Origin of the sequence: Brevundimonas intermedia, assembly GCF_004614235.1 — a bacterium.
GTDB classification, from domain to species: domain Bacteria; phylum Pseudomonadota; class Alphaproteobacteria; order Caulobacterales; family Caulobacteraceae; genus Brevundimonas; species Brevundimonas intermedia_A.
This window is the reverse complement of the sequence record NZ_SPVH01000002.1, coordinates 331163-354183: the sequence shown is the minus strand read 5'-3', so window position 1 is coordinate 354183 and position 23021 is coordinate 331163. Positions and strand designations below refer to the sequence as shown.

At 67.0% G+C, this 23021-nt stretch carries 23 protein-coding genes; 15 read left to right on the top strand and 8 right to left on the bottom strand.

Going from position 1 to position 23021, the window contains the following annotated elements; genetic code table 11:
* The first annotated feature begins 23 nt into the window (after nt 1-23).
* From EGY25_RS03510 to EGY25_RS03475, 8 genes are all read left to right on the top strand, one after another.
* Entirely contained in the window at nt 24-809 is a 786-nt protein-coding gene (locus EGY25_RS03510; RefSeq protein WP_135193665.1) for a peptidase, read from the top strand.
* A gap of 96 nt (nt 810-905) precedes the next feature.
* On the top strand, nt 906-3266 hold the full coding sequence (locus EGY25_RS03505) for a TonB-dependent receptor (RefSeq protein ID WP_135193664.1): 2361 nt from the start codon (nt 906-908) through the stop codon (nt 3264-3266).
* Nucleotides 3267-3343: 77 nt separating this feature from the next.
* On the top strand, nt 3344-4030 hold the full coding sequence (locus EGY25_RS03500) for a Fe2+-dependent dioxygenase (RefSeq protein ID WP_135193663.1): 687 nt from the start codon (nt 3344-3346) through the stop codon (nt 4028-4030).
* A 67-nt stretch (nt 4031-4097) separates the two neighbouring features.
* Entirely contained in the window at nt 4098-4775 is a 678-nt protein-coding gene (locus EGY25_RS03495; RefSeq protein WP_135193662.1) for a PepSY-associated TM helix domain-containing protein, read from the top strand.
* Nucleotides 4776-4786: 11 nt separating this feature from the next.
* Entirely contained in the window at nt 4787-5299 is a 513-nt protein-coding gene (locus tag EGY25_RS03490) for a DUF2271 domain-containing protein (protein WP_135193661.1), read from the top strand.
* Nucleotides 5300-5310: 11 nt separating this feature from the next.
* Nucleotides 5311-6111: a DUF4198 domain-containing protein gene (locus EGY25_RS03485; RefSeq protein WP_209307962.1), complete on the top strand. Its 801-nt coding sequence runs from the start codon at nt 5311-5313 to the stop codon at nt 6109-6111.
* Between the two features lie 9 nt (nt 6112-6120).
* Entirely contained in the window at nt 6121-7230 is a 1110-nt protein-coding gene (locus EGY25_RS03480; protein WP_135193659.1) for an FAD:protein FMN transferase, read from the top strand.
* Nucleotides 7227-8603 carry a sulfite reductase subunit alpha gene (locus EGY25_RS03475; protein ID WP_135193658.1) on the top strand — a complete coding sequence of 459 codons (1377 nt, stop codon included), beginning with the start codon at nt 7227-7229 and terminating at the stop codon, nt 8601-8603. The genes EGY25_RS03480 and EGY25_RS03475 overlap by 4 nt, the downstream gene beginning before the upstream one ends.
* Before the next feature lie 127 nt (nt 8604-8730).
* Here EGY25_RS03475 and EGY25_RS03470 read toward each other — a convergent pair whose 3' ends face one another.
* Nucleotides 8731-10125 carry a UDP-N-acetylmuramate--L-alanine ligase gene (locus EGY25_RS03470; protein ID WP_135193657.1) on the bottom strand — a complete coding sequence of 465 codons (1395 nt, stop codon included), beginning with the start codon at nt 10123-10125 and terminating at the stop codon, nt 8731-8733.
* A gap of 68 nt (nt 10126-10193) precedes the next feature.
* On the opposite strand from EGY25_RS03470, the gene EGY25_RS03465 reads away from it, so the two are divergent.
* The 6 genes from EGY25_RS03465 (at nt 10194) to ligD (ending at nt 18826) form a co-directional block, all read left to right on the top strand.
* Nucleotides 10194-11030 (top strand): LD-carboxypeptidase, encoded by an 837-nt coding sequence (locus EGY25_RS03465; protein ID WP_135193656.1) that lies wholly within the window; start codon nt 10194-10196, stop codon nt 11028-11030.
* 263 nt (nt 11031-11293) lie between these two features.
* A complete protein-coding gene (dnaG, locus tag EGY25_RS03460; protein ID WP_135193655.1) occupies nt 11294-13153 on the top strand; it encodes a DNA primase in 1860 nt (619 codons plus the stop codon).
* Nucleotides 13154-13228: 75 nt separating this feature from the next.
* On the top strand, nt 13229-15178 hold the full coding sequence (gene rpoD, locus EGY25_RS03455; protein WP_135193654.1) for an RNA polymerase sigma factor RpoD: 1950 nt from the start codon (nt 13229-13231) through the stop codon (nt 15176-15178).
* Between the two features lie 52 nt (nt 15179-15230).
* On the top strand, nt 15231-15398 hold the full coding sequence (locus tag EGY25_RS03450) for a DUF2256 domain-containing protein (protein ID WP_135193653.1): 168 nt from the start codon (nt 15231-15233) through the stop codon (nt 15396-15398).
* A gap of 78 nt (nt 15399-15476) precedes the next feature.
* Nucleotides 15477-16208 carry an extensin-like domain-containing protein gene (locus tag EGY25_RS03445; RefSeq protein ID WP_245159330.1) on the top strand — a complete coding sequence of 244 codons (732 nt, stop codon included), beginning with the start codon at nt 15477-15479 and terminating at the stop codon, nt 16206-16208.
* A gap of 53 nt (nt 16209-16261) precedes the next feature.
* On the top strand, nt 16262-18826 hold the full coding sequence (gene ligD, locus EGY25_RS03440; protein WP_135193651.1) for a DNA ligase D: 2565 nt from the start codon (nt 16262-16264) through the stop codon (nt 18824-18826).
* A 30-nt stretch (nt 18827-18856) separates the two neighbouring features.
* On the opposite strand, the gene EGY25_RS03435 is transcribed toward ligD, so the two are convergent.
* The 6 genes from EGY25_RS03435 to EGY25_RS03410 all read right to left on the bottom strand — a co-directional run bounded on the left by EGY25_RS03435 (nt 18857) and on the right by EGY25_RS03410 (nt 22000).
* Entirely contained in the window at nt 18857-19708 is an 852-nt protein-coding gene (locus EGY25_RS03435; protein ID WP_135193650.1) for a Ku protein, read from the bottom strand.
* A 76-nt stretch (nt 19709-19784) separates the two neighbouring features.
* A complete protein-coding gene (locus EGY25_RS03430; protein ID WP_135193649.1) occupies nt 19785-20138 on the bottom strand; it encodes a DUF1428 domain-containing protein in 354 nt (117 codons plus the stop codon).
* Between the two features lie 26 nt (nt 20139-20164).
* The gene (locus tag EGY25_RS03425; RefSeq protein WP_135193648.1) at nt 20165-20647 is read right to left on the bottom strand and encodes a VOC family protein; all 483 of its coding nucleotides are present in this window, start codon (nt 20645-20647) and stop codon (nt 20165-20167) included.
* Nucleotides 20647-21099, bottom strand: a complete 453-nt coding sequence (locus EGY25_RS03420) for a VOC family protein (protein ID WP_135193647.1) — start codon at nt 21097-21099, stop codon at nt 20647-20649. The genes EGY25_RS03425 and EGY25_RS03420 overlap by 1 nt, the downstream gene beginning before the upstream one ends.
* Entirely contained in the window at nt 21096-21557 is a 462-nt protein-coding gene (locus EGY25_RS03415) for an SRPBCC family protein (protein WP_135193646.1), read from the bottom strand. Before EGY25_RS03415 ends, EGY25_RS03420 begins: the two co-directional genes overlap by 4 nt.
* Nucleotides 21557-22000, bottom strand: coding sequence for a VOC family protein (locus tag EGY25_RS03410; protein WP_135193645.1), 444 nt, complete (start codon nt 21998-22000; stop codon nt 21557-21559). The genes EGY25_RS03415 and EGY25_RS03410 overlap by 1 nt, the downstream gene beginning before the upstream one ends.
* Nucleotides 22001-22060: 60 nt before the next feature.
* Here EGY25_RS03410 and EGY25_RS03405 point away from each other — a divergent pair, with 60 nt between their 5' ends.
* On the top strand, nt 22061-22744 hold the full coding sequence (locus EGY25_RS03405; protein WP_135193644.1) for a winged helix-turn-helix transcriptional regulator: 684 nt from the start codon (nt 22061-22063) through the stop codon (nt 22742-22744).
* A 6-nt stretch (nt 22745-22750) separates the two neighbouring features.
* On the opposite strand, the gene EGY25_RS03400 is transcribed toward EGY25_RS03405, so the two are convergent.
* Nucleotides 22751-22975 (bottom strand): flagellar basal body rod C-terminal domain-containing protein, encoded by a 225-nt coding sequence (locus EGY25_RS03400; protein ID WP_245159329.1) that lies wholly within the window; start codon nt 22973-22975, stop codon nt 22751-22753.
* Nucleotides 22976-23021 lie beyond the last annotated feature (46 nt).

Below are 23021 nucleotides of genomic sequence, written 5' to 3'. Positions count from 1 at the left end.
ACGCGGGGAGCGGATAGAGCGAAGTGACCTATTGCGTAGGCATGCTGGTGGACGAAGGGTTGGCGATGATCGCCGACACGCGCACCAATGCGGGCGTGGACAACATCTCGTCCTACCGAAAACTGCACATCTACAAGTCGCCTGGCGAGCGGATGCTTGCGGTCGCGACGGCGGGCAATCTGTCGGTGACCCAGACGGCGCTGGCCATGGCGTCGGCGGGCGTGAAACTGCCCGACTCCATCGATGTCGAGACGCTGGAGACCGCGCCGACCCTGTTTCGCGCGGCCCAACTGCTTGGCCATGCGATGGCCAGCGTGCGCGCCAGCATCAATACGCCGCCGACCCCCACGGCCGACGGGCTGAACGTCACGGCCTCCATGCTGCTGGGCGGTCAGATCTCGGGCGGCAAGATGGGGCTGTATCTGATCTATGGTCAGGGTAATTTCATCGAGTGCGGGCCGGACACCCCCTATCTTCAGATCGGCGAGCTGAAATACGGCAAGCCCATCCTGGATCGGGCCCTGCACAGTTCGACGACCTTGTCCGAGGCGGTGAAGCTCGGCCTGATCTCGTTCGATTCGACGATTCGCTCGAACATCGCCGTCGGGCCGCCGCTCGATCTGATCGTCATGCCGCGCGACCAGTTGAGTGGCACCGCACGGCGTATCGAAGGGGACGACCCCTATTTCCGCGACCTGGGTCGCCGCTGGTCCGAGGCTCTGGCTGCCGCCCACCGGGCCATGCCCGATCCGACCTGGCTGGATGTGGACAAGACGCCGGCGCCGAGGGCGATGACCGTTGTCAGCTGATTAAGATTGCGATTTGTTCGCAATTTGGCTTGTGCGACATAGTGAAGCTGATTATTGCGACCGCATCGCAAAATCAGACCAAAAGGTCGCAAGACTATGTCCGACTCCCGCGCCGCCGCGCTCCGCTCGCTCCTGTTCGCCTCCAGCGCCGCCGGCATGCTGATCGCCGCCCCCGCTTTCGCTGCTGAAGCCGCCGCCGAAGACGGCGTGATCGTTACGGCCGACCAGCAGCAGCCCGCCAACCTGGGCACCATCGACGTCAATGGTCAGGTCAAGAAGCCGGCCCCGGTCAGCCCCGAGTTCGTGGCGCCCCTGGTCGATACGCCACGCTCGATCACCATCATTCCGCAAGCCATCATCGAACAGACTTCGGCCTCGTCGCTGCAGGATCTGCTGTCCAACTCGCCGGGCATCACCTTTGGCGCGGGCGAGGGTGGCCAGCCGCTGGCCGACCGGCCGTTCATCCGGGGACAGTCGTCGGGCAACAACATCTTCGTGGACGGCATTCGCGACACCGGCGGCCAGCAGCGTGAGGTTTTCAACCTGGAGCAGGTCGAGGTCATCAAGGGACCGGACGCCGTTTATTCGGGTCGCGGCTCAGGCGGCGGCAGCATCAACCTGGGCTCCAAGTCGCCCAAGCTGAACGCCTTCACCAATGTCAGCGCGGGCGCCGGCACGGACGGCTATCTGCGCGGCACTGTCGACACCAATCTGCCGCTGGGCGAGACCGCAGCCCTGCGGATCAACCTGATGGGCGCCCAGGGCAACGTGCCCGGCCGCGACGCCGTCGATTACGACAAATGGGGTGCGGCCGTCAGCCTGGGCGCCGGTCTCGGCACGCCGTCGTCGATGGTCTTCAGCTACTACCACCTGACCAGCGACCAGATGCCCGACTACGGCATTCCGCTGTTCACCAAGATCGGCGTGCGCACGACCGATAGCGGCGTTCTCGATGTGCCCTACGATAGCTTCTACGGCCTCAAGGCGCGCGACTATCTGACCAATGAGGTGGATACCTTCACCTTCAAGGCCGAGCATCGCCTCAACGACTTCGCCACGATCCGCAACGTCAGTCGCTTCTCGCGCACGCTGAACGACTACATCGTCACTAACCCTGGCGACGGCGGCTATGTCGGCCGGGCCGCAGACGGGACCTACTGGATGAAGCGGGGGACCAAGACCCGCTGGAACCCGGTCACCACCCTGGCCAATGTGACGGACGTCTTCGGTCAGTTCGCCACCGGCTCGATCCGGCACAGCTATGATGTCGGCGTCGAACTGTCGCGCGAGCGCAACAAGAATGCTTCGTATTCGACCTACACGACCTCGGGCTCGGCCTGCCCGACAGGTCTGACGACCATCAGCGGATCCTATCCGACCGCGACGGGCGCTTCGGGTGCTGGAGATTGCACCCAGGTCTATAATCCCGACCCCGACGACGCCTGGACCGGCGTGATCAATCGTGGACCGACCAGTTCGAACACGACCGAAGCCATAGGCGTCTATGCGAACGACAGCATCACCCTGACCGAACCCCTGATCCTGAACCTGGGCGTTCGCTGGGACCAATATTCGGTCAAGGGCGTCAATGCGACGGCGACCCAGGCGGCCGGCGTCTGGACCTCGACGGGATTCACCGCCGTGCCGGAACAGACTTGGGAGTTCACCAACTATCAGGTCGGCCTGGTCTTCAAGCCGACGGCGAGCAGCAGCGTCTATGCGTCCTGGTCCACCTCTTCGACGCCGCCGACCATTTCGGCAGGCGACCAGAACGCCTCGGGCGGCACGGGCACGGTCGATGGGGTCGCCAACGTCGTGCTGGACCCCGAAGACACCGAAAGCTTCGAGATCGGCGCCAAGGCCAATGTCTTCCACGACCGTCTGGCCCTGTCGGCGGCGGCCTTCCACCTGACGCGCAAGAATGCGCTGATCCTGGTCGAGCCCAACGTCTTCCGTCAGGAAGGCGAGGTCGAGGTCAAGGGCATCGAACTGGGCGTGTCCGGCAACATCACCCGCGAGTGGACCGTGTTCGGCGGCTATACCTATATGGACTCCGAACTGACCAAGGCGGCCGTGGTCGTGTCGGGCACGCCGCCGGTCTCCAGCGTCAATCCGCTGCAAGGCCTGCCGCTGGCCAATACGCCCGAACACAGCGCCAGCCTGTTCACCACCTATCGCCTGCTGCCCAGACTGACGATCGGCGGCGGCGTCTATTACACTTCCGAGTCGCTGGGCGGGAACCAGGGCGGCGCGGGCGGCGGGAACAACCGCGTCTATGCCCCGGAATGGACCCGCGTGGACGCCTTCGCCACCTATGACCTGACGGATCGGGCGACGCTGCAACTGAACGTCAAGAACGCGACGGACGAGGACTACATCATCCGCACCAACGGCGTTCACCACGCCGATGTGGCGGCGGGTCGGCAAGCGATACTGGCCCTGAACCTGCGCTTCTAAAGGCCGCCTACGCAGCCTATCCTGACGGCCCCGCGATCCCCCGCGGGGCCGTTGCCTTTTTTCCGAGCGAGGCCGTCGTGCTGCTGCAGATCCCGGAAGTCTTCTCCAAGGCAGAGGTCAAGGCCCTGCGCGCGCGGCTGGACGCCGGTCCTTGGAGCGACGGCAACACCACCTCGGGCCATCAGTCGGCGACCGCGAAGAAGAACCTGCAACTGCCCGAGGATTCGGAAGTGGCGAAAGAGGTTTCGGCCCTGGTCGTTCAGGCGCTGAACGCCAATCCTATGTTCGTGGCGGCGGCCTTGCCGCACACGATCTTTCCGCCCCTGTTCAACCGCTACGAGGGCGGGGGCGAGTTCGGGCTGCATGTCGATAACGCCATCCGTCAGACGCGTGGGGGCGGGGCGTTGCGCATCCGCAGCGACCTGTCGGCGACACTATTCCTGTCCGAGCCCGAGGATTACGACGGGGGCGAGCTGATCATCGAGGAGATGTACGGGTCGCAGTCGATCAAGCTGCCGGCAGGCGACCTGGTGCTTTATCCGTCCAAGAGCCTGCACAGCGTCACGCCAGTGACGCGCGGCGCGCGGGTGTCGTCCTTCATGTGGATGCAGAGCCTGGTGCGCGACGACGCCGACCGCGAGACGCTGTTCCGCTTGGACATCGCCACCCAGCGAGTTGCGGTGGACAAGGGGCCGAAGGACCAGGCGGTGATCGAACTGACCGGCGTCTATCACAATCTGCTGCGGCGCTGGGCCGAGGTCTGAGGCGCAAGGTGTCGCGGCGCTGCTGAATGCTATTGCAACCCGTTCGCAACAATGGCACAGCGACGGCGTGACCGAACTCGCCACACAGCGTCAGGCCGAAACCGCAGCCAAGGGCCCCAAACCCAAGGCGGCGTTGAACGGCGCGCGGTCGTTCTGGCTGAAGCAGCTGCACAGTTGGCACTGGATTTCGGCGGCGGTCAGCCTGGTGGGCATGATCCTGTTCGCCGTCACCGGCATCACCCTGAACCACGCGGCCTCGATCCCCGGAAATCCGGTCACGGTCGAACAGACCGCGACCCTGCCGGCGCCCCTGTTGCAGCGGCTGGCGGCCTTCCCGCAAGAGACGACCGATCCCGTCCCTGACGCCGTCGCGCGCTGGGCGTCCGAGGCGCTGAAGGTCGAGATCGCCGGCAGGCCGACCGAGACCACGCCTGAAGAAGTCTATGTCGCCCTGGCCATGCCCGGGGGCGACGGATGGGTGACCATCGACCGTTCGAACGGCGATACCCTGCACGAGAAGACCACCCGTGGCTGGATCGCCTACCTCAACGACCTGCACAAGGGCCGCAACGCCGGCTCGGTCTGGTTCTGGTTCATCGACGTCTTCGCCGTCGCCTGCACCATTTTCGCCCTGACGGGGCTGGGCCTGATGTTCCTGCACGCCAAGGGTCGGCCCTCGACCTGGCCGCTGGCGGCGTTGGGCCTGCTGATCCCCGTCGTCATCGCCTTGATCTTCATTCACTGACGAGTATTCCGATGCGCCTGCTCCCCATCGTCATCACCACAGTCGGTCTCGCCGCCGCCGCCGCGCCCGCCATGGCCGCCGACCTGACGGTGTCGGTCGAGATTCCGCGCCTGAACACCGCCTCCTATCACCGTCCCTATGTCGCCGTGTGGATCGAGAAGCCGGACCAGTCGGCCGAGCGAACCCTGGCGATCTGGTACCAACAGACCCGCAACAACGAGGGCGACGGCAAGGACTGGCTGAAGGATCTGCGCACCTGGTGGCGCAAGGGCGGCCGGGCCATGACCCTGCCGGCCGACGGCGTGTCGGGCGCCACCCGCGCGCCGGGTCGCCAGACCGTCACCGTGCCCGCCGCCCGCCTGCGCGGTCTGCAACCCGGTCAATACAACATCGTCGTCGAGGCGGCCCGCGAACTGGGCGGCCGCGAGGTCGTGCGCGTGCCCTTCCGCTGGGGCGCGGCCAACACCGGCGCCGGAACCGGCTCCACCGAACTGGGCGCCGTGCGCGTCGCCGTCTCTCGCTAAGGATCATGACCATGAAGAAGACGATCGCCCTGCTGACTCTCGCGGCTGCTCTGGCCGCCCCGATGGCCGCCCAGGCCCACCGCGCCTGGCTGGCGCCGACCGCCACGACCCTGTCGGGCTCGGACGCCTGGGTCGGTTTCGACGCCGGCATGTCGAACCAGGTGTTCAACCCCGATCACGCCGCCATGCGCCTGAACGGCCTGGCCATCACGGCGCCGGACGGTTCGGCGGTTCAGCCCGAGAACGCCATGCAGGGCCGCTATCGCTCGACCTTCGATGCCCACCTGACGCAGAACGGCACCTACAAGATCGCCAACGTCATGGGCGGCGTCATGGCCAGCTACAAGCTGAACGGCGAGCAGAAGCGCTGGCGCGGCGCGGCGGCCGAATATCCGGCGGGCTTGCCCGAGGGCGCGACCGACGTGCAGGCGACTCGCACCGCCAGCCGCATCGAGACCTTCGTCACCCTGAACAACCCGACCGACACCGTCTTCAAGACGACCGGCGAAGGGCTTGAGCTGGTTCCGGTGACCCACCCCAACGATCTGGTCGTCGGCGAGCCCGCGACGTTCAAGCTGCTGAACAACGGTCAGCCGGCGTCGGGTCTGGAGGTCACCGTGGCGCGCGGCGGCCTGCGCTATCGCGACAATCCCGAGGAATCGACCGTCACGACCGGCGCCGACGGCGCCTTCACCGTGACTTGGCCGGAAGCGGGCATGTACTGGCTGAACGCCTCGGTCCGCACCGAAGGTCAGGGCGAAACGCTCGGTTCCAACGCCAGCTATGTGGCGGCGATGGAAGTCCTGCCCTAAGCGAAGGGTATGTCAGACACACCCTTCTCGCGCGGTTCGCGCGCCGCTCCGCCCACGGTCAATCTCGGCGACGCCAGCCCCCTGGCCGACCGCGCCGACAACCGCGTGCTGGTGCCCGTCATCGAGGGCGCGCCGCCCCGTCCGCCCAGCGACCTGATCCGTGCGCTGGGCGGCGAGACCATGGGCACGACCTGGAGCGCGCGCGTGATCGCGCCGCCGGGCGTGGGTGAGGCAGAAATCCAGGACGCGATCGAACAGGAGCTGGCGGCCGTCGTCGGCCTGTTCAGCCCGTGGGAGCCGTCCAGCGAGATCAGCCGGTTCAATAATGCGCCGGCCGGGTTCTGGGCGGTGTCGCCGCCGTTCTGGGATCTGCTGGATGCGGCGATGACCCTGGGCGACGAAACGAACGGGGCGGTCGATCCGACCTTGGGCGCGCTGGTCGATCTGTGGGGCTTTGGCCCGCCGGGACCGCGTTCGGCCCTGCTGCCGGTGCCGTCCGAAGACGAGATCGCGGCGGCCATGGCCGTGTCCGGCTGGCAGAAGCTGCGGCTGAATCCCGATGCGCGCGGCGTGATGCAGATGGGCGGGATGAAGCTGGACTTCTCCGGCATCGCCAAGGGCCATGCGGTGGACCGCGTCTCCGACCGGCTGACGGCGATGGGCGCGACCTCGCACCTGATCGAGATCGGCGGCGAGTTGAAGGGGCGCGGCGTCAAGCCGGACGCCCAGCCCTGGTGGGTCGAGATCGAACGGGTCGAGGGCTCGCCTGCGCCCCACACCGTGGCGGCCCTGTTCGATTTGGCCGTGGCGACCAGCGGCGACTATCGCCGGGCGTTCCGGCATGACGGCCGGCTGTATCCCCACACCATCGACGGCTCGACCGGGCGTCCGGTCAGCAATAATCTGAGCTCAGTCACCGTGCTGCATGCCTCGGCCATGATGGCCGACGCCTACGCCACGGCGTTGACGGTCATGGGGCCTTTCGAGGGGCCGGAGTATGCCGAGGCGCTGGGCCTGATCGCCCACTTCGTCGAGCGAACCGAGCGCGGGCCGGTCGAGCGGATGACGCCGGCCTTCGCCGCCATGATGGACGATCCCGACAGAGATCAGCCGGGGTGACAGCCGATCCGCAGCGCTGGCTGTGGGCGGTCGGGGCGTTGGCGCTTTGGCTGGCCCTGATCGCCGTCATCGTCTGGCGCGAACGTCGGGCCAGGGCGGCGGCGCGTGCGCGGTCCGACGCCTTTGCGGGCGCTGGGGCCGGGGCGGGCGAGGGGCAGGCGGTGCTGATCGCCTTCGCCAGCCAGACGGGCTTCGCCGAGGAACTGGCATGGATGACAGCGCGCGCCTTGAGCGACGGCGGCGTGGGCGCGCGGGTGGTGTCCTTCGCCGATCTGGACGTCCAGACCCTGAAGGCGACGGACCGTGCGCTGCTGATCGTCTCCACGACGGGCGAGGGCGATCCGCCCGACAGCGCGGCCCGGTTCGTGCGCAAGGCCATGGGCGAGACGGCGGATCTTTCAGGCCTGCGCTTCGGCCTGCTGGCGCTGGGCGACCGCAGCTATGACCAGTTCTGCGGCTTCGGCCATGCGGTGGACGGCTGGCTGAGGCGGTCGGGCGCCGAACCTCTGTTCGACACGGTCGAGGTCGACAACGGCGAGGCCGGCGCCGTCCGCCACTGGCAGCACCAGCTGAACCAGATCACCGGCAGCGTCACCGCCCCCGATTGGACCCCGCCGGCCTACGACCCCTGGCGGCTGGTCGAACGGACCCTGGTCAATCCCGGCAGTCCCGGCGGCGAGGCGTATCATCTGGCGTTCGAATTCGTGGGCGCGGCGCCCGAATGGTCGGCCGGCGACATCGCCGAGGTCGGCCTGCCCGAACGGGACGGCGTCACGCCGGGCTCGCGCGAATATTCGATAGCCTCCCTGCCGTCTGACGGCCGGGTCGAGTTCCTGATCCGCCTGATGCGCCATCCCGACGGCGCGCCGGGCCTGGCCTCGGGCTGGCTGACCCAAGACCTGGCGCTCGGCGGCGAGATCGGTATGCGGCTTCGCACCAACCGCAGCTTCCACGGCCCGGCGGACGAGACGCCGATGATCCTGATCGGCAACGGCACGGGGATCGCCGGGCTGCGGGCTCACCTGAAGGCGCGGACGGCGGCGGGCGGAGCCTGGCTGCTGTTCGGCGAACGGACGCAGGCGCACGACGCCTTCTTCGATGCGGAGCTTCAGGCGTGGCTGGCTTCGGGCGTGCTGCGACGGCTGGACCGATGCTTCTCTCGCGATCCGGGCGACGGACGGTATGTGCAGGATCTGGTGGCGGCTGCGTCTGACGACCTGCGCGATTGGGTCGAACGCGGTGCGGCGATCTATGTCTGCGGCAGTCTCGAAGGGATGTCGCAAGGCGTGCACGCCGCCCTAGAAAATGCGCTGGGCGCGGACGTGGTGCTGACCATGCTTGAAGACGGCCGCTATGGGCGCGACGTGTACTGAAACGTAAAAAGGCCCGTCATCCTAGGCCTTGTGCCTAGGATCCATACGCTCCGTCGACGACGGTGAGCCACGGCCGTCACCGGGAATCTGGATCCTCGCCACAAGGGCGAGGATGACGGTTCAGAGGTTAGCCCAACCGCCCCAACAATTCCGCCGCGAAGCTGGACAGGGTGTCGTCCCGCGCCCCCATGACGATGATCCGGTCTCCCGGTTGAGCGATCTCTACGATCCGGTCGCCGCACGCTGCGCGCGTCGCCAGCGCTTCGGCCTGCCGCCCAGCGGCGCGGACGCCGGAGGCGATGTCCTCGGACCCCACGCTGCGGTCCGTCGTGCCGCCGTAATAGACCGGCTCGGGCATCAGCAGCACGTCATCCTCGCGCATCAGGCCGGCGAAACCTTCGATGAACTCCGATTGCATCAGCTTCAGCGGGCCGAAACCATGCGGCTGGAACAGGATCAGCAGCCGGCCGTCGAAGGCGTGCAGCGTTTTCAGCGTGGCGGCGATCTTGTCCGGGTTATGGGCGAAGTCGTCGATGACGGTGATGTCGCCGGCCGTCCCGACCACCTCCATGCGGCGACGGATGCCGGCGAAGGTCTCCAGCGCCTTGACCGCCTCGCTGGTCGGCACGCCCAGCGCCCTGGTCGCGCCCAGCGCCGCCAGGGCATTGGCGACATTGTGCGCGCCGGGGACGTTCAGGATGACGTCGTGCTCGCTCCAGCCCTCGATCAGGCGGAACTTCATGCCGGCGGGCAGTGGGGTCAGGTCGTGGCCGGACAGGTCGGCCTTCTCCTCGCCCAGGCCGAAGGTGATGGCCTTGCCGGCCGGCAGCGTCTGGGCCAAAGCCGCCGTCTCGGGATTGTCGAGGTTCAGCACGGCCGTCGTGGCGCGGGCGACGAAGCCGCCGAACAGGTCGCGCAGCTCCTCCATCGACTTGTGGTCCAGCGAGATGTTGGAGACGACGGCGACCGTCGGATCGTAGCCAGCGATGGAGCCGTCGCTCTCGTCCACCTCCGACACGAACAGGTCCGGTCCGCCGATCAGCGCGCTGGCGAAGGGATGGTCTGCGTCGGCGAAGTTCTTCATCACCGCCCCGTTCATGACGGTGGGGGCGCGGCCCGTCTGGTGCAGGATCCAGGCGATCATGCCGGTGATGGTGGACTTGCCGCTGGTGCCCGCCACGCCGACCGACGTGGCGGTGGCGTTGAAGATTTCGCTGAGCAGCTGGGGCCGGGTCTTGATCGTCGCGCCGGCGCGTTTCGCCGCGCCGATGTCGGGCACGGTGTCCTCAATGGCGCCGGTGGCGATCAAGGTCTGATCGGCCCGGGTGACGCCCGATCCGTCCTGGGGGTGCAGGGTGACGCCGTGGGCGCGCAGCCAGTCGAACTTCTCGGGCGTGCGGCCCTGGTCCAGCGCGCGGTCGGAGCCTTCGATGGTCGCGCCGCGCGCCTGAACGATCATGGCCAGGGGCAGCATGCCCGACCCGCCGATGCCGCAGAAGAAATAGGAGGCGTCTTGGTTCATGCCCCCTTAGAACAGGGGATCGGGCCGGTCCGCCAGTGGGGATCGCAAAAACGACGAAGAAGGCGCACGTGGCGACCAATAGCTTCAAGATCGGCGTCGTCTGCGCCAGTTCGCGGTTTTCGAAAGAACGCGCCGAGGCGGTCGAGGCCTGGATGGCGCAGAACCATCCCGACCGCGACGTGGCGGTGGTGTTTCATCCCGCCTGTTTCCTGAAACACGGCCATTTCGCTGGCGACGACCGGGCGCGGGCCGACGCCTTCGTCGAGTTCGCCAACGACCCCCGCATCGACGCCATCTGGTTCGCGCGCGGCGGCTATGGCTCGTGCCGCATCGCCGATGCGGTGATTCCGCGCCTGGAGGCTGTGGCCCGCAAGAAGCGGTACATGGGCTATTCCGATGCCGGCAGCCTGCTGGCCGGGATGTACAAGGCCGGTTTCGAACATCTGGCCCACGGTCCGATGGCGTCCGATTCTGTGCGCGAAGACGCGACGGCGCGCGGCGCCCTGTCCTGGCTGACCACCGGGCGGACCGACTGGATCGAGCCGTCTCTGGCGACCGATCCGCGACCGGCCGTCGCCTTCAATCTCACCATCCTGAACGAGCTGACCGGCACGGCGCTGGAGCCGGATCTGTCCGGTCACGTCCTGATGCTGGAGGAGGTTTCTGAGGCCGCCTACCGGATCGACCGGATGATGTTTCATTTGACGAGCCAGGCAAGCATCCGCCGTGTTGCCGGGATTCGCCTGGGGCGTGTTTCGGATGTCACGCCAAACGATCCCGATTTCGGCCAGACTCCCGAGGAGATCATTCGATACTGGTGTCTGAGGTCGGGCATACCCTTCCTCGGAAACGCCGATATCGGGCACGACGGCGCCAACAAGGTCGTCCCCTTCGGTCGCCCCTAAGGCGAACGGCGCGAGGCGCAAAAGACACAGTCTCGCCACGATCCGACGAAGGAAACCGGTGCACCTCTCGACAGACCGCCGATCATTCAGTCAGATGCCGGTCCGCGAGGCGTTAGGACTTCGTTAGCCAAGGCGTTGGGGGACGCGGCGGTTTACGCCTTCTGCGATGCGGCGGTTCGTTCGGATATCGGGGGATGCCCGGACGAGCCGCCTGATCGCTCCCGATATCGACGTAGAGGCCCGCAGGCCCTAAGGATCGCCGGGTGCGTTTCGACGAAAGATTCATCGATGAACTGAAGGCTCGCCTTCGGCCGTCCGACGTGATCGGGCGGACGGTGAAGCTGAAACGTCAGGGGCGCGAATACGTCGGCCTGTCGCCCTTCTCGAAGGAGAGGTCGCCGTCCTTCTTCGTCAACGACGACAAGGGCTTTTTCCACGACTTCTCGTCCGGGAAACACGGCGACATCATCTCGTTTCTGCAGGAGACGGAGCGGCTCAGCTTCGTCGAGGCGGTGCAGCGGCTGGCCGGCGAGGCGGGCATGCAACTGCCGGCCGAAGACCCAAAGGAGGCCGAGCGCGAGCAGAAGCGGGCGGGCCTGTCGGACTGGTTGGACCTGGCCCAGAAATGGTTCGCCGCCAATCTGCGTCGCAGGCCGGGCAAGGCGGCGCGCGAATATCTCGAAAAACGCGGCCTGCCCGAAGATCAGTGGGAGCGGTTCGGCCTGGGCTATGCGCCCAATGATCGCGAGGGGCTGAAACAGGCCCTGATCCAGCGCGGCGCCAAGCCCGCCGAACTGGTCGAGGCCGGGATGCTGATCTCGCCGGAAAGCGGCGGCCAACCCTATGACCGGTTCCGCGACCGGCTGATGTTCCCCATCCTGGATGCGCGCGGGCGGATCGTCAGCTTCGGCGGCCGGGCGATGAATCCCGACGACCGGGCCAAATATCTGAACGGCCCCGAGAGCCCACTCTTCCACAAGGGCGCGACGCTCTACGGCCTGCCCGAGGCGCGGCGGATCCTGGGGGCGGAGAGCAAGAACGACCAGGCCATCATCGTGGTCGAAGGCTACATGGACGTCATCGCCTGCCAGCGCGCGGGCCTGCCGGCCGTGGCGCCGATGGGCACGGCCCTGACCGAGGAGCAGATGGAAAGGCTTTGGCGGGTGTCGTCCGAGCCGGTGCTGTGTTTCGACGGGGACGCCGCGGGGCTGCGCGCCGCCTATCGCGCCATCGAACGGTCGTTGCCGCTGCTGAAGGCCGGGCGGTCGTTTCGGTTCGCGCTGCTGGGCGCCGGGCAGGACCCCGACGACATCCTGCGCGAAAAGGGCGCCCCGGCGCTGCGTCAGGCCCTGGCCGACACGCATGGGTTCGCCGAGGTGCTGTTCCGCCGCGAACAGGATTTGGAGCCGCTGGACACGCCGGAACGCAAGGCCGGTTTCAAGGCGCGGCTGCGCAACACCGCCTCGGCCATCCAGGACAAGGATTTAGCCGAACAATACCGCCGCGACCTGTTCGACCGCTTCGACGCCCTGTTTCCGCGCAGCCCCCAACGGGCACCCTGGACGCCGGGGCAGGGCAGGCGCGGTTTCGGCCCGCCGCCCAAGCTGGGCCAGACGGCGGAGGGGGCGCAGGCGATGCAGTCGTTGTTCCGCGCCATCGAGCCGGTGCCGGCCGCCCTGGCCCACGGCGCCATCGACGACCCGGAACGGATGGACGACCATCTGGAGGAGATCGCAGCCCACGGTTTCGGCGACAAGGGGCTGGATGGCCTGGCGCAAGAGCTGGTTCGCCTGCGTCTGTCGGGCCACAGTCTTGACTCTGCCGCCCTGCGACGCCATCTGGCGCAATCGGGTCATGATGCCTTAGTGCGCGAGGTCGAGAAGGCGGCGGCAAAGTCCGGCGCGCCTTTCCTGGCCGCAAATGCGCCCCTCGCCGAGGCAAGGATCCGATGGTCGCAGGCGTTCGACGCTTCAACACGCGTAGCCGCGTTGGAGGACGCCTTGGCCCAAGCACGTGATGTGCCTGGGCAGGATGAGGCGTTTCGCCGGCTTAAGGCCGAGCGGGATGCGCTTCGCCGTGCGATCAAAGCCGGGACGATTTGGGAAGACAGCGCGGGCTCGTAACCTTACGGCCCGCCAGGCATTGTATTTTTCGTCGGGGCGGATTGATCACCCCCTCCGGCTGGAGACAGACTGACTATGAACGCACAGACCGAGACGCAGGAAACCGAGGCTTCGACCGATGGGCCCCTGCTCGATCTGACCGACGCCGGCGTCAAGAAGTTCATCAAACAGGCCAAGGCTAGAGGCTATGTGACGATGGAGGAGCTGAACAAGGTTCTGCCGTCCGAAGAAGTCACGCCCGACGCCATTGAAGACACCCTGGCCATGTTGTCCGAGATGGGCGTCAACGTCGTCGAGGCCGAGGAGGACGCGCAGGAGCAGCAGTCCACCGACGTCGCCGCCGCCGCCGGCACCGCCGTCGCCGAAGCGCCCGCCAAGGCCGCCTATGACCGCACCGACGATCCGGTGCGCATGTATCTGCGCGAGATGGGCTCGGTCGAACTGCTGAGCCGCGAGGGCGAAATCGCCATCGCCAAGCGGATCGAGGCCGGCCGCGACGCCATGATCTCGGGTCTGTGCGAAAGCGCCCTGACCTTCGAGGCCATCATGGTGTGGCGCGACGAGCTGGAGAACAACCGCATCCTGTTGCGCGAGGTCATCGACCTCGACGCCACCTATGGCGTGCTGAACCCCTCGTCCCTGCCGGGCGCTGTCCAGCCCGAGGCTGAAGAGGCGGAAGAGACCGAGGAAAAACCGGCGGCCGAGGCCAAGCCTGAAACCGACGACGATGATGACGACGACGATTTCGACGACGGCGGCGGGATGTCGATCTCGGCGCTGGAAGCCGAGCTGCGCGATGGGGTGATGGAGGTCCTGAACCTGATCGCCGCCGACTTCGGCGCGTTCCGGGCGTTGCAGGACAAGCTGGTCCAGACCCGCCTGAAGGGTGAGGTGCTGAGCGCCAAGGACGAGAAGGCCTATCGCGCCCTGACGCTGTCCATCTCGGACCGTCTGAAGACGATGAAGCTGAACAACAACCGCATCGAGGCCCTGGTCGAGCAGCTTTACGCGATCAACAAGCGTCTGATCGGTCTGGAAGGCCGTCTGTTGCGCCTGGCCGACAGCTACGGCATTTCGCGTCCCGAGTTCCTCAAGGCCTATTTCGGCGCCGAACTGGACCCGACCTGGACCGAGCGGATCAAGGACCAGGGCGTGCGCTGGACCAAGTTCAGCGACAATGAAGCCACGCAAATCGCCACCATCCGCGCCGACGTCGCCGCCGTGGCGCTGGAAGCCGGCCTGCCGATCGACGACTATCGCCGCATCGTCCAGACGGTCCAGAAGGGCGAACGCGAAGCGCGGCAAGCCAAGAAGGAAATGGTCGAGGCCAACCTGCGCCTCGTGATTTCCATCGCCAAGAAATACACCAACCGTGGCCTGCAGTTCCTGGACCTGATCCAGGAGGGCAACATCGGCCTGATGAAGGCCGTCGATAAGTTCGAATACCGTCGCGGCTACAAGTTCTCGACCTACGCCACCTGGTGGATTCGTCAGGCGATCACCCGGTCGATCGCCGATCAGGCGCGGACCATCCGCATCCCGGTCCACATGATCGAGACGATCAACAAGATCGTCCGCACCAGCCGCCAGATGCTGCACGAGATCGGCCGCGAGCCGACCCCGGAGGAACTGGCCGAAAAGCTGGCCATGCCGCTGGAGAAGGTGCGCAAGGTCCTGAAGATCGCCAAGGAGCCCATCAGCCTCGAAACGCCCATCGGCGACGAGGAGGATTCGCACCTGGGCGACTTCATCGAGGACAAGAACGCCATCCTGCCCATTGATGCGGCCATCCAGTCGAACCTGCGCGAGACCACCACCCGCGTTCTGGCGTCCCTGACCCCGCGCGAGGAGCGGGTGCTGCGCATGCGCTTCGGCATCGGCATGAACACCGACCACACGCTGGAAGAGGTCGGTCAGCAGTTCAGCGTCACGCGCGAACGCATCCGCCAGATCGAGGCCAAGGCCCTGAGAAAGCTCAAACACCCCAGCCGGTCGCGCAAGCTGCGCAGCTTCCTGGACAGCTGAAGACGATTAGGGGTGGCTCCGACGGGGCCGCCCTTTTTCATTGTGGAACGGCATGGGTCGAAAGCACGTCAACCTCGGTACGGCGCCCGCCAAGGCCGATCTGCCGCAGAAGGGCTGCGCCGCGTGCGGCCTGCCGTTCGCGTGGCGCAAGAAGTGGGCGCGGGACTGGGCGCAGGTGCGGTTCTGCTCGGACCGGTGCCGGGCCAAGGGGGGCGGCTGAAGATCGGCGGTAGATGGCTCTCCGCCTCGTGACCGCGCGCGATCAGGGAATCAGATAAGCGTCCTGGCGATGTTTGCCGTGTCCCGCGCCTCACCCTTCCTGATCGCCCTCAGCGTCTTGCTGATCCTGAGCGGCTGCGTGCGGCGGCCGCCCGAGCCTTTCAGGCCGTCACCCTATCCGTCGCGCACCGAGGCGCCCCTGGTCGGGGGGCTGGTGGATCGGGCCATCGATGGTGGCACGCAAGGCGCGGTGGTGCGTGAGGGGCGGGACCTGGGCCGGTGTTTAGCCGAACTGAACGCCGCGCGGGTGCGGTTCAGCCCCGTTCCTGATCGTCAGAACACCGCGACCTGCGGCCTGAGCCAGGGCGGGGTGCTGGGCGCAGACCTGGGCACGGTGGCGCGCTTGGCGCCGGGCGATGTGGAGATGACCTGCCAGACGGCGCTGGCCCTGAGCATCTGGCGTCGGCAGTCGCTGGAGCCGGCGGCGCGCGAGATCCTGGGCTCGGACGTGGTCCAGATCGATCACATGGGCGCCTACGCCTGTCGCAATGTGAACAACGGCGTCGGCTCGAACCGCGTCAGCGCCCATTCCCAAGCGGCGGCGCTGGACTTCGCCGGGGTGCGGCTGAGGGACGGGCGGCGGATCACGGTGACGAAGGACTGGTCGGGCGATGCTCCCGAGGCGCGTTTCCTGCGCCGCATCCGCGACGACGCCTGCCGCATCTTCGGCACGACGCTGAGCCCCGACTACAACGCCGTCCACCACGACCACCTGCATCTGGAGGCGACGGACACGCGGTTCTGTCGGTAAGGGCGTGAAGCCGCCGTAGCGCAACGGTTTGGGCCGAGGCGGATTACGCCCCTATGCGCGGTGAACTGAAGACCTATCAGGCCAAGCGCCGGTTCGGCGAAACGCCGGAGCCGAAGGGCGCCAAGGGCGGCCGCGCCAAGGGCGGCTTTCGCTATCTGATCCAGCGCCATGCGGCGACGCGGCTGCATTATGATTTCCGCATCGAGGCGGACGGGGTGTTGAAATCCTGGGCCGTGACCAAGGCGCCGTCGCGCGACACGGCGGTCAAGCGGCTGGCGGTCGAGGTCGAGGATCATCCGCTGGATTACGGATCGTTCGAGGGCACGATTCCCGACGGCAACTATGGCGCCGGCACGGTGCAGATGTGGGACGTCGGGACCTGGGAGCCGCAGGAGCCGGACTTGGAGGCGGCCTGGGCCAAGGGCCAGATCAAGATGATCCTTCATGGCGAGCGGCTGAAGGGCAAATGGGCGCTGATCCGGCTGAAGAGCGACCGGGGCAAGCCGTCCAAGAGAAACAACTGGCTGCTGCTGAAGGAGAAGGACGACTTCGCGGTGGCGGGCGAGGGGGATGCGCTGGCCGAGATCGACGCCTCGGTGACGACCGGGCGGTCGCTGGCCGAGATCGCGGACGGGACGAAGGAATGGACGGCGTCCAAGCCGACGGGGCGGAAGGGTCCGGCCAGGCCCAGGCCGTCCAAGGCGGCGGCGAAGGCGACCAAGCCGCCGGCCTTCGTGCCGATCCAGTTGTGCAAGGTGACCGACCATCCGCCGGGCGGCACCGGGTGGGCGCACGAGATCAAGTTCGACGGATACCGCATCCAGATCGGCGTCGGCGGCGGTCGGGCGGTCTTGAGGACTCGCAAGGGTCTGGACTGGAGCGACCGTTTCCCGGACCTGGCGGCGGACGCCGCGACCTGGCCCGACGCGGTGATCGACGGGGAGCTGTGCGCGCTGGACGACGATCACATGCCGGACTTCGGGGCGTTGCAGGCCGCGATCTCGGACGAGAAGACGGAAGGCCTGGTCTATTTCGCCTTCGACCTGCTGTTCGAGGGGGCGGAGGATCTGCGCAAGCTGCCGCTGTCGCATCGCAAGGCGCGGCTGCAGGCCTATGTGGACCGGATCGGAAAGGCGGGGGCAGCGCGGCTGCGCTACGTCGAGCATTTCGCCTCGACCGGGCAGGCGGTGCTGGAGAGCGCCTGTCGTATGGATCTGGAAGGGGTCATCTCCAAGACGCTGGACGCGCCCTATCACGCCGGGCGGTCCTCGACCTGGCTGAAATCCAAATGCCGGGGGCGCGACGAGGTCGTGATCGGCGGCTGGTCGTCGCAGGGCGGGACGCGGTTTCGGTCCCTGCTGGTCGGGGTCAAGGAGAAGACGGGGCTGCGCTATCTGGGCCGGGTCGGGACCGGCTATGGCGAGGCGGTCACCAAGACGCTGGTCCCGGCGCTGAAGGGCGTGGCGGCGGACAGGTCGCCATTCGCCGGGGCGGGCGCGCCCAAGGCGGCCAAGGACATTCACTGGGTCAAGCCGGTGCTGGTCGCCGAGGTCGAGCATGGCGGATACACCGAATCCGGCTCGCTGCGGCAGGCGGCGTTCAAGGGCCTGCGCGAGGACAAGGCGGCCGCCGAGGTGACGCAGGCGCCGCAGCCGCCGACGGACATGGGCGAGGCCGACACGAAGGCGACCACGACGGTGCGGGCGGCCGGAAAGCCCGGCAAGGTGGTCGTGGCGGGGGTGACGATCTCCAGTCCCGACAAGCTGTTGTGGCCTGCTGTCGGCGACCGGCCGGGGATCACCAAGGCGGACCTGGCGCGCTATTACGAGGCGGCGGCCGAGCGAATCCTGCCCCATGTGGCGGACCGGCCGACCTCGATCATCCGGGCGCCCGAGGGGATCGGCGGCGAGACCTTCTTCCAGCGCCACGCCATGGCGGGGTCGAACCCGCGCCTGAAGCTGATCGACGTCAAGGCGCGCACGCCTTACGTCGCCGCCGTCGATGTGGGCGGCCTGGTCGCCATCGCCCAGTCGGGCGGGCTGGAGCTGCACCCCTGGGGCTGCGCGCCCGGCGCGCCGGAGGTTCCGGACCAGATCACCTTCGACCTGGATCCCGACGAGGGACTGGACTTCGCCGACGTGATCGCGGCGGCGAAGGTGGTGAAGAAGACGATCGAGGGGCTGGGCCTGGCGGCCTTCGTCAAGACAACCGGCGGCAAGGGGCTGCACGTTGTCGTGCCCATCAAGACCGACGCCCGCTCGCGCGTCACCTGGGACCAGAACAAGGCCTTCGCCAAGGCGGTCGCCGAGGCCATCCGCGTCGAGGCGCCGGACCGGTTCACCACGACCCTGGCCAAGAAGGCGCGGGGCGGAAAGATCTTCATCGACTATCTGAGGAACGGGCGGATGGCGACGGCGGTCGCGCCCTGGTCGCCGCGCGCGCGGCCGGGGGCGGGGATCGCGTTCCCTCTGTCATGGGGACAGGTGAGGGCGGGGCTGGACCCGGCAGCGTTCAATCTGTGGACCTTTGAGGCCCTGCTCAAGAAGCCCGACCCGTGGGCCGATTTCCGTGCGTCGGCGGTCAGCCTGAAGCCCGCGTTGAAAGCGATGGGGGTCTGAAGACCCTTCTCCCGCAAGGGGAGAAGGGTTTTAGGCGGCGGTCTTCTTCTTGGCGGGAGCCTTCTTCGCCGGCGCCTTCTTGGCGGCCGGTTTCTTCGCCCCCGTCGCCGAACCCTTCAGGCTGTTCCGCAATGCCGCCATCAGGTCGATGACGTTCGTGTCGTCCGGTTCGGCGACATCCACCACGCCCTTGCCGCCCTTTGACTTGGCCTTGATCATGGCGCGCAGGGCGTCGTCGTAGCCGTCCTTGAAGTCGGACGGATCGAAGTCCGCCTCCTTCTGGCCGATGATGCGAGCGGCGATCTCAACCATGTCGAGGTCGGCCTTCACGGTGGGGATGTCGTCGAAATAGTCGTCGGAATCGCGCACCTCGTCATGGGCGCGCAGGGTGTAGGCGATCAGGCCCTTGCCCCGGACCTCCAGCGCCAGCTGACGTTCCTTGCCGCGCAGGACCAGGCAGCCCAGGGCGACCTTGCCCTGTTTCTTCATGGCGTCGCGGATGACGGCGAAGGCCTCGACGCCCGCGCCCTTTTCAGGGACCACGAAGAAGGGATCGTCCCAGTACAGCCGGTCGATCTCGGTATCGTCGACGAACTTGTCGATGGAGATGGTCTTGGTGCTTTCCAGCTTCACCTTGTCGAAGTCGGCGTCGTCGAACAGGACGTATTCGTCCTTGGACACCTCATAGCCGCGCACCAGATCGCTGCGCTCGACCGGGCCGGTGTCGGGGTCGGTCGGCACCATGCGGATGCGGTTGTTGGTGTCGGGATTGATCAGGTGAAACCGCACGTCGTTCGTGCTGGTCGTCGCCGTGTAGAGGGCCACCGGACAGGTGACCAGCGACAGCTTCAGATGTCCTTGCCAGGTGGGGCGGGCGGCCATGTCGTTTCTCCTCGATCCATGACAATGCGTCGGGAGGATTTGGGTTCGGACACGGCCGCCCTACGTGGGCCTTGCGTCAGGGCTTGCCGTCGAACACGACCTCGAAACCACCCCACATCATGCGCTTGCCGTCGAAGGGCATGTCCATATTGGCGAAGTCGGGGTCATCCTGCATCTTGCCGAAACAGGCGTCGGCCGCGGCGCGGTCGGGCCAGGTCACCCAGGAAAAGACGACGACCTCGCCGTCTTCCAGCTTCACCGCCATGGGAAAGCTGGTCAGCTTGCCGTCGGGCACGTCCTCGCCCCAGGTCTCGACCTGGGACAGGGCGCCGTATTTCTGGAACAGCGGCCAGGAGGCCTCGGCGGACTTGACGTAGCGCGCCTTGTCTTCGGTCTTCACGGGGGTCAGGAAGCCGGTCACATAGGTCATCTGTCGTCTCCTTTTGGTGAGGGTGTTCAGAGGTCGGCGACGGCGCGGTCCAGCGCCGCGATGTCGATCTTTCGCATGGTCATCATGGCCTGCATGGCGGCGGCCGCGCGCGCCGGGTCGGGGTCGGTGGTCAGGTCCATCAGGCGGCGCGGCGTGATCTGCCAGGACAGGCCCCAGCGGTCCTTCAGCCAGCCGCAATCGTTCTCGCTGCCGCCGTCGGCGATCAGGGCGTCCCACAGGCGATCCGTCTCGGCCTGATCCTCGGTCATCACCATGAAGGAGACGGCCTCGGTGAAGCGGAAGGCCGGGCCGCCGTTCAGGGCCAGATAGGCTTGGCCAGCCAGGACGAACTGGACCGTCAGGACCGAGCCGGCCGGGCCGGACGGCGTGTCGACGGGCGAGCGATTGACGGCGGTCACGCGGCTGTCGGGCATGAGAGAGACGTAGAAGGCGGTCGCCGCCTCCGCGTCGCCGTCGAACCACAGGCAGGGAACGATCTTGTTGGCCATCACGCGTGCGCCTGGGGCGGGAAGGTGTTGATCATCCAGTCCTTGCCGAACCGGTCGCGCACCATGCCGAAGCCGGCGGACCAGGAGGTGGCGGCGAAGGGCAGCTGGATCAGGCCGTTCTCGCCGAGCCGGTCGAAGGCCGTTCTGGCCTTGTCGGCGCTGTCGAAATGCAGGGCGACCGAGGTTTGGGCGGGCGGCTTTCGCATTTCTTCGGCCTTGCGCTGGCCGGTGTCGGCGCAGACGCCGGGCGGGCTGTCGGACCCCATGATCGCCTGGTCGCCGACCTGCATCCAGGCGTGGGCGATCTTGTCGTTCCATTCTGGGCCGACGGGGGCCTCGGGCATGTCGGCGAAGGTGATCAGGTTCAGTTGGTCGGCGCCCAGAACCTCGGCGTAGAAGCCGAAGGCCTCGCGCGCCTGATCGTGGAACATCAGATTGGGGGTGATCTTCACTTGGTGTCTCCCTCTGCAAGAGCGGCGAGCTGATCGGCGACGGCGCCCCAGCCCTGTTCGAAGCCCATGTCCCTGTGTTTCGCGGCGGTCTTTTCGTCCCAATGACGGGCGATGGAGGTATAACGCGTGCCGCCCGCCTCGGGCTCGAAGGTGTCGATGCGCACGAAGTCCAGATCGCCGGATTGGGGAACCCAGCCCTCGGTGAAGGCGCCGGTCGAGACCAGCTTGCGGCCCGGCACGACCTCCAGGAAGACGCCGAAATGAGGATGCCGCTCGCCCTCGGGAGAGGCCAGTTCGATATTGGCCCGTCCGCCGACGCGCAGGTCCCAATCGACGACCGGGGTGGTCCAGGGGCGAGGGCAGAACCATTCGCCGGTGCGCTGGGTGTAGATCGTCCACACCGTTTCCGGCGAGGCCTTGATCAGGCGGCTGATGCCGAGTTCGCGGGGGTCGGCCATCACGCTGCCGTGGCGTCGGCGGCGACGGCCTCGGGGCCCGCAGAAACGGCGGCCGGGTCCATCCACATGACCTCCCAGATATGGCCGTCGGGGTCGGCGTAGCTGCGGCCGTACATGAAGCCGTAGTCCTGGGTCGCGTTGGGATCGATCCGGCCGCCTGCGCCGCCCGCCTGATCGACGACCGCGTCGACTGCCTCGCGGCTGGCCTGCGACAGGCACAGCATGACCTGGGCCGAGACATGGGCGTCGGGGATCTGGCGGTCGGTGAAGGTGCGCCATTTGTCATGGGTCAGCAGCATGACGTGGATCACGTCGGACACGACCATGCAGGCGGCCGTGTCGTCGCTGAACATCGGGTTCTTTGTCGCACCGACGGCCTCGTAGAAGGCGATGGACCTGGGCAGGTCGGTGACGGGCAGGTTGATGAAAATCAGCTGGGGCACGGCGTTTCCTCTTCCTTGTTTATTTGCGAAACCTGACTCCGATGATTATGATAGTCAACTATGAAGTTAGAAAAAGTAACCGAAAAGGCCGGACGCAAATATCACGACGCCTGCGGGGCGGCGCACGGGCTGGATCTGATCGGCGAGCGCTGGGCGCTGCTGGTCATCCGCGAACTGATGATGGGGCCGCGCCGGTTCGGCGACCTGAGAAAGGATCTGCACGGCATCTCGGCCAATGTACTGACCCAGCGGCTGGAGGGGCTGGAGGCGTCGGGCATTCTGCGGCGCAGGAAGCTGCCGCCGCCCGCCTCGGTCCAGGTCTATGAGCTGACGGACTGGGGTTACGAGATCAAGCCGGTGTTCATGGTGCTGGGCGGCTGGGCGGCGCGCTCGCCGCTGCACGACCCGACCCTGCCGCTCAGCGCGGTGTCGATCATGCAGTCGTTCGAGACGATGTTCGACCCGGCCCTGGCGGGCGACGCGGCGATGAGCGTGGGCTTCGTCTTCGGCGACGAGCCCTTCGTCGTTCGCATCGAAGAAGGTGTCATTACGACCCGCCGCGACGCGACGGACGCCGCCGATGTCGTGCTGACGACCCAGCCGCCGCTGGTCGCCGCCTGCGTCTATGGCAAGGTCCCGCCGGCGGCGTTCGAGGCGGACGGGATGATGACCCTGACCGGCGACCGGGCCGTGTTCGACCGGTTCGTGGGCTTCTTCAACCTGCCGGAGAAGGCGGGCGCCTGAGAAGCGTCAGGCCAGCATGTCCAGCAGGCTTCCGGTCATCTCGTCGGCGGTGCGGACCACGGCGGCGTTGGCGCTGAAGGCGGTCTTGGCCTGGATACGTTCGACGGTTTCCTCGGCGAGATTGTCCAGCGGCGCGGTCGCGGTGCGGCGCGCGCTGTTGTCGAACCGGTTCTGGGCGCCGAGCATTCCGGCTGCGCCGATGGCCATGCTTGAAATGGAATGGGCCTGCATCTCAAGCCTCCCGAAAGGAAATCCCTCGGCGGCCAGATGAGGCCTG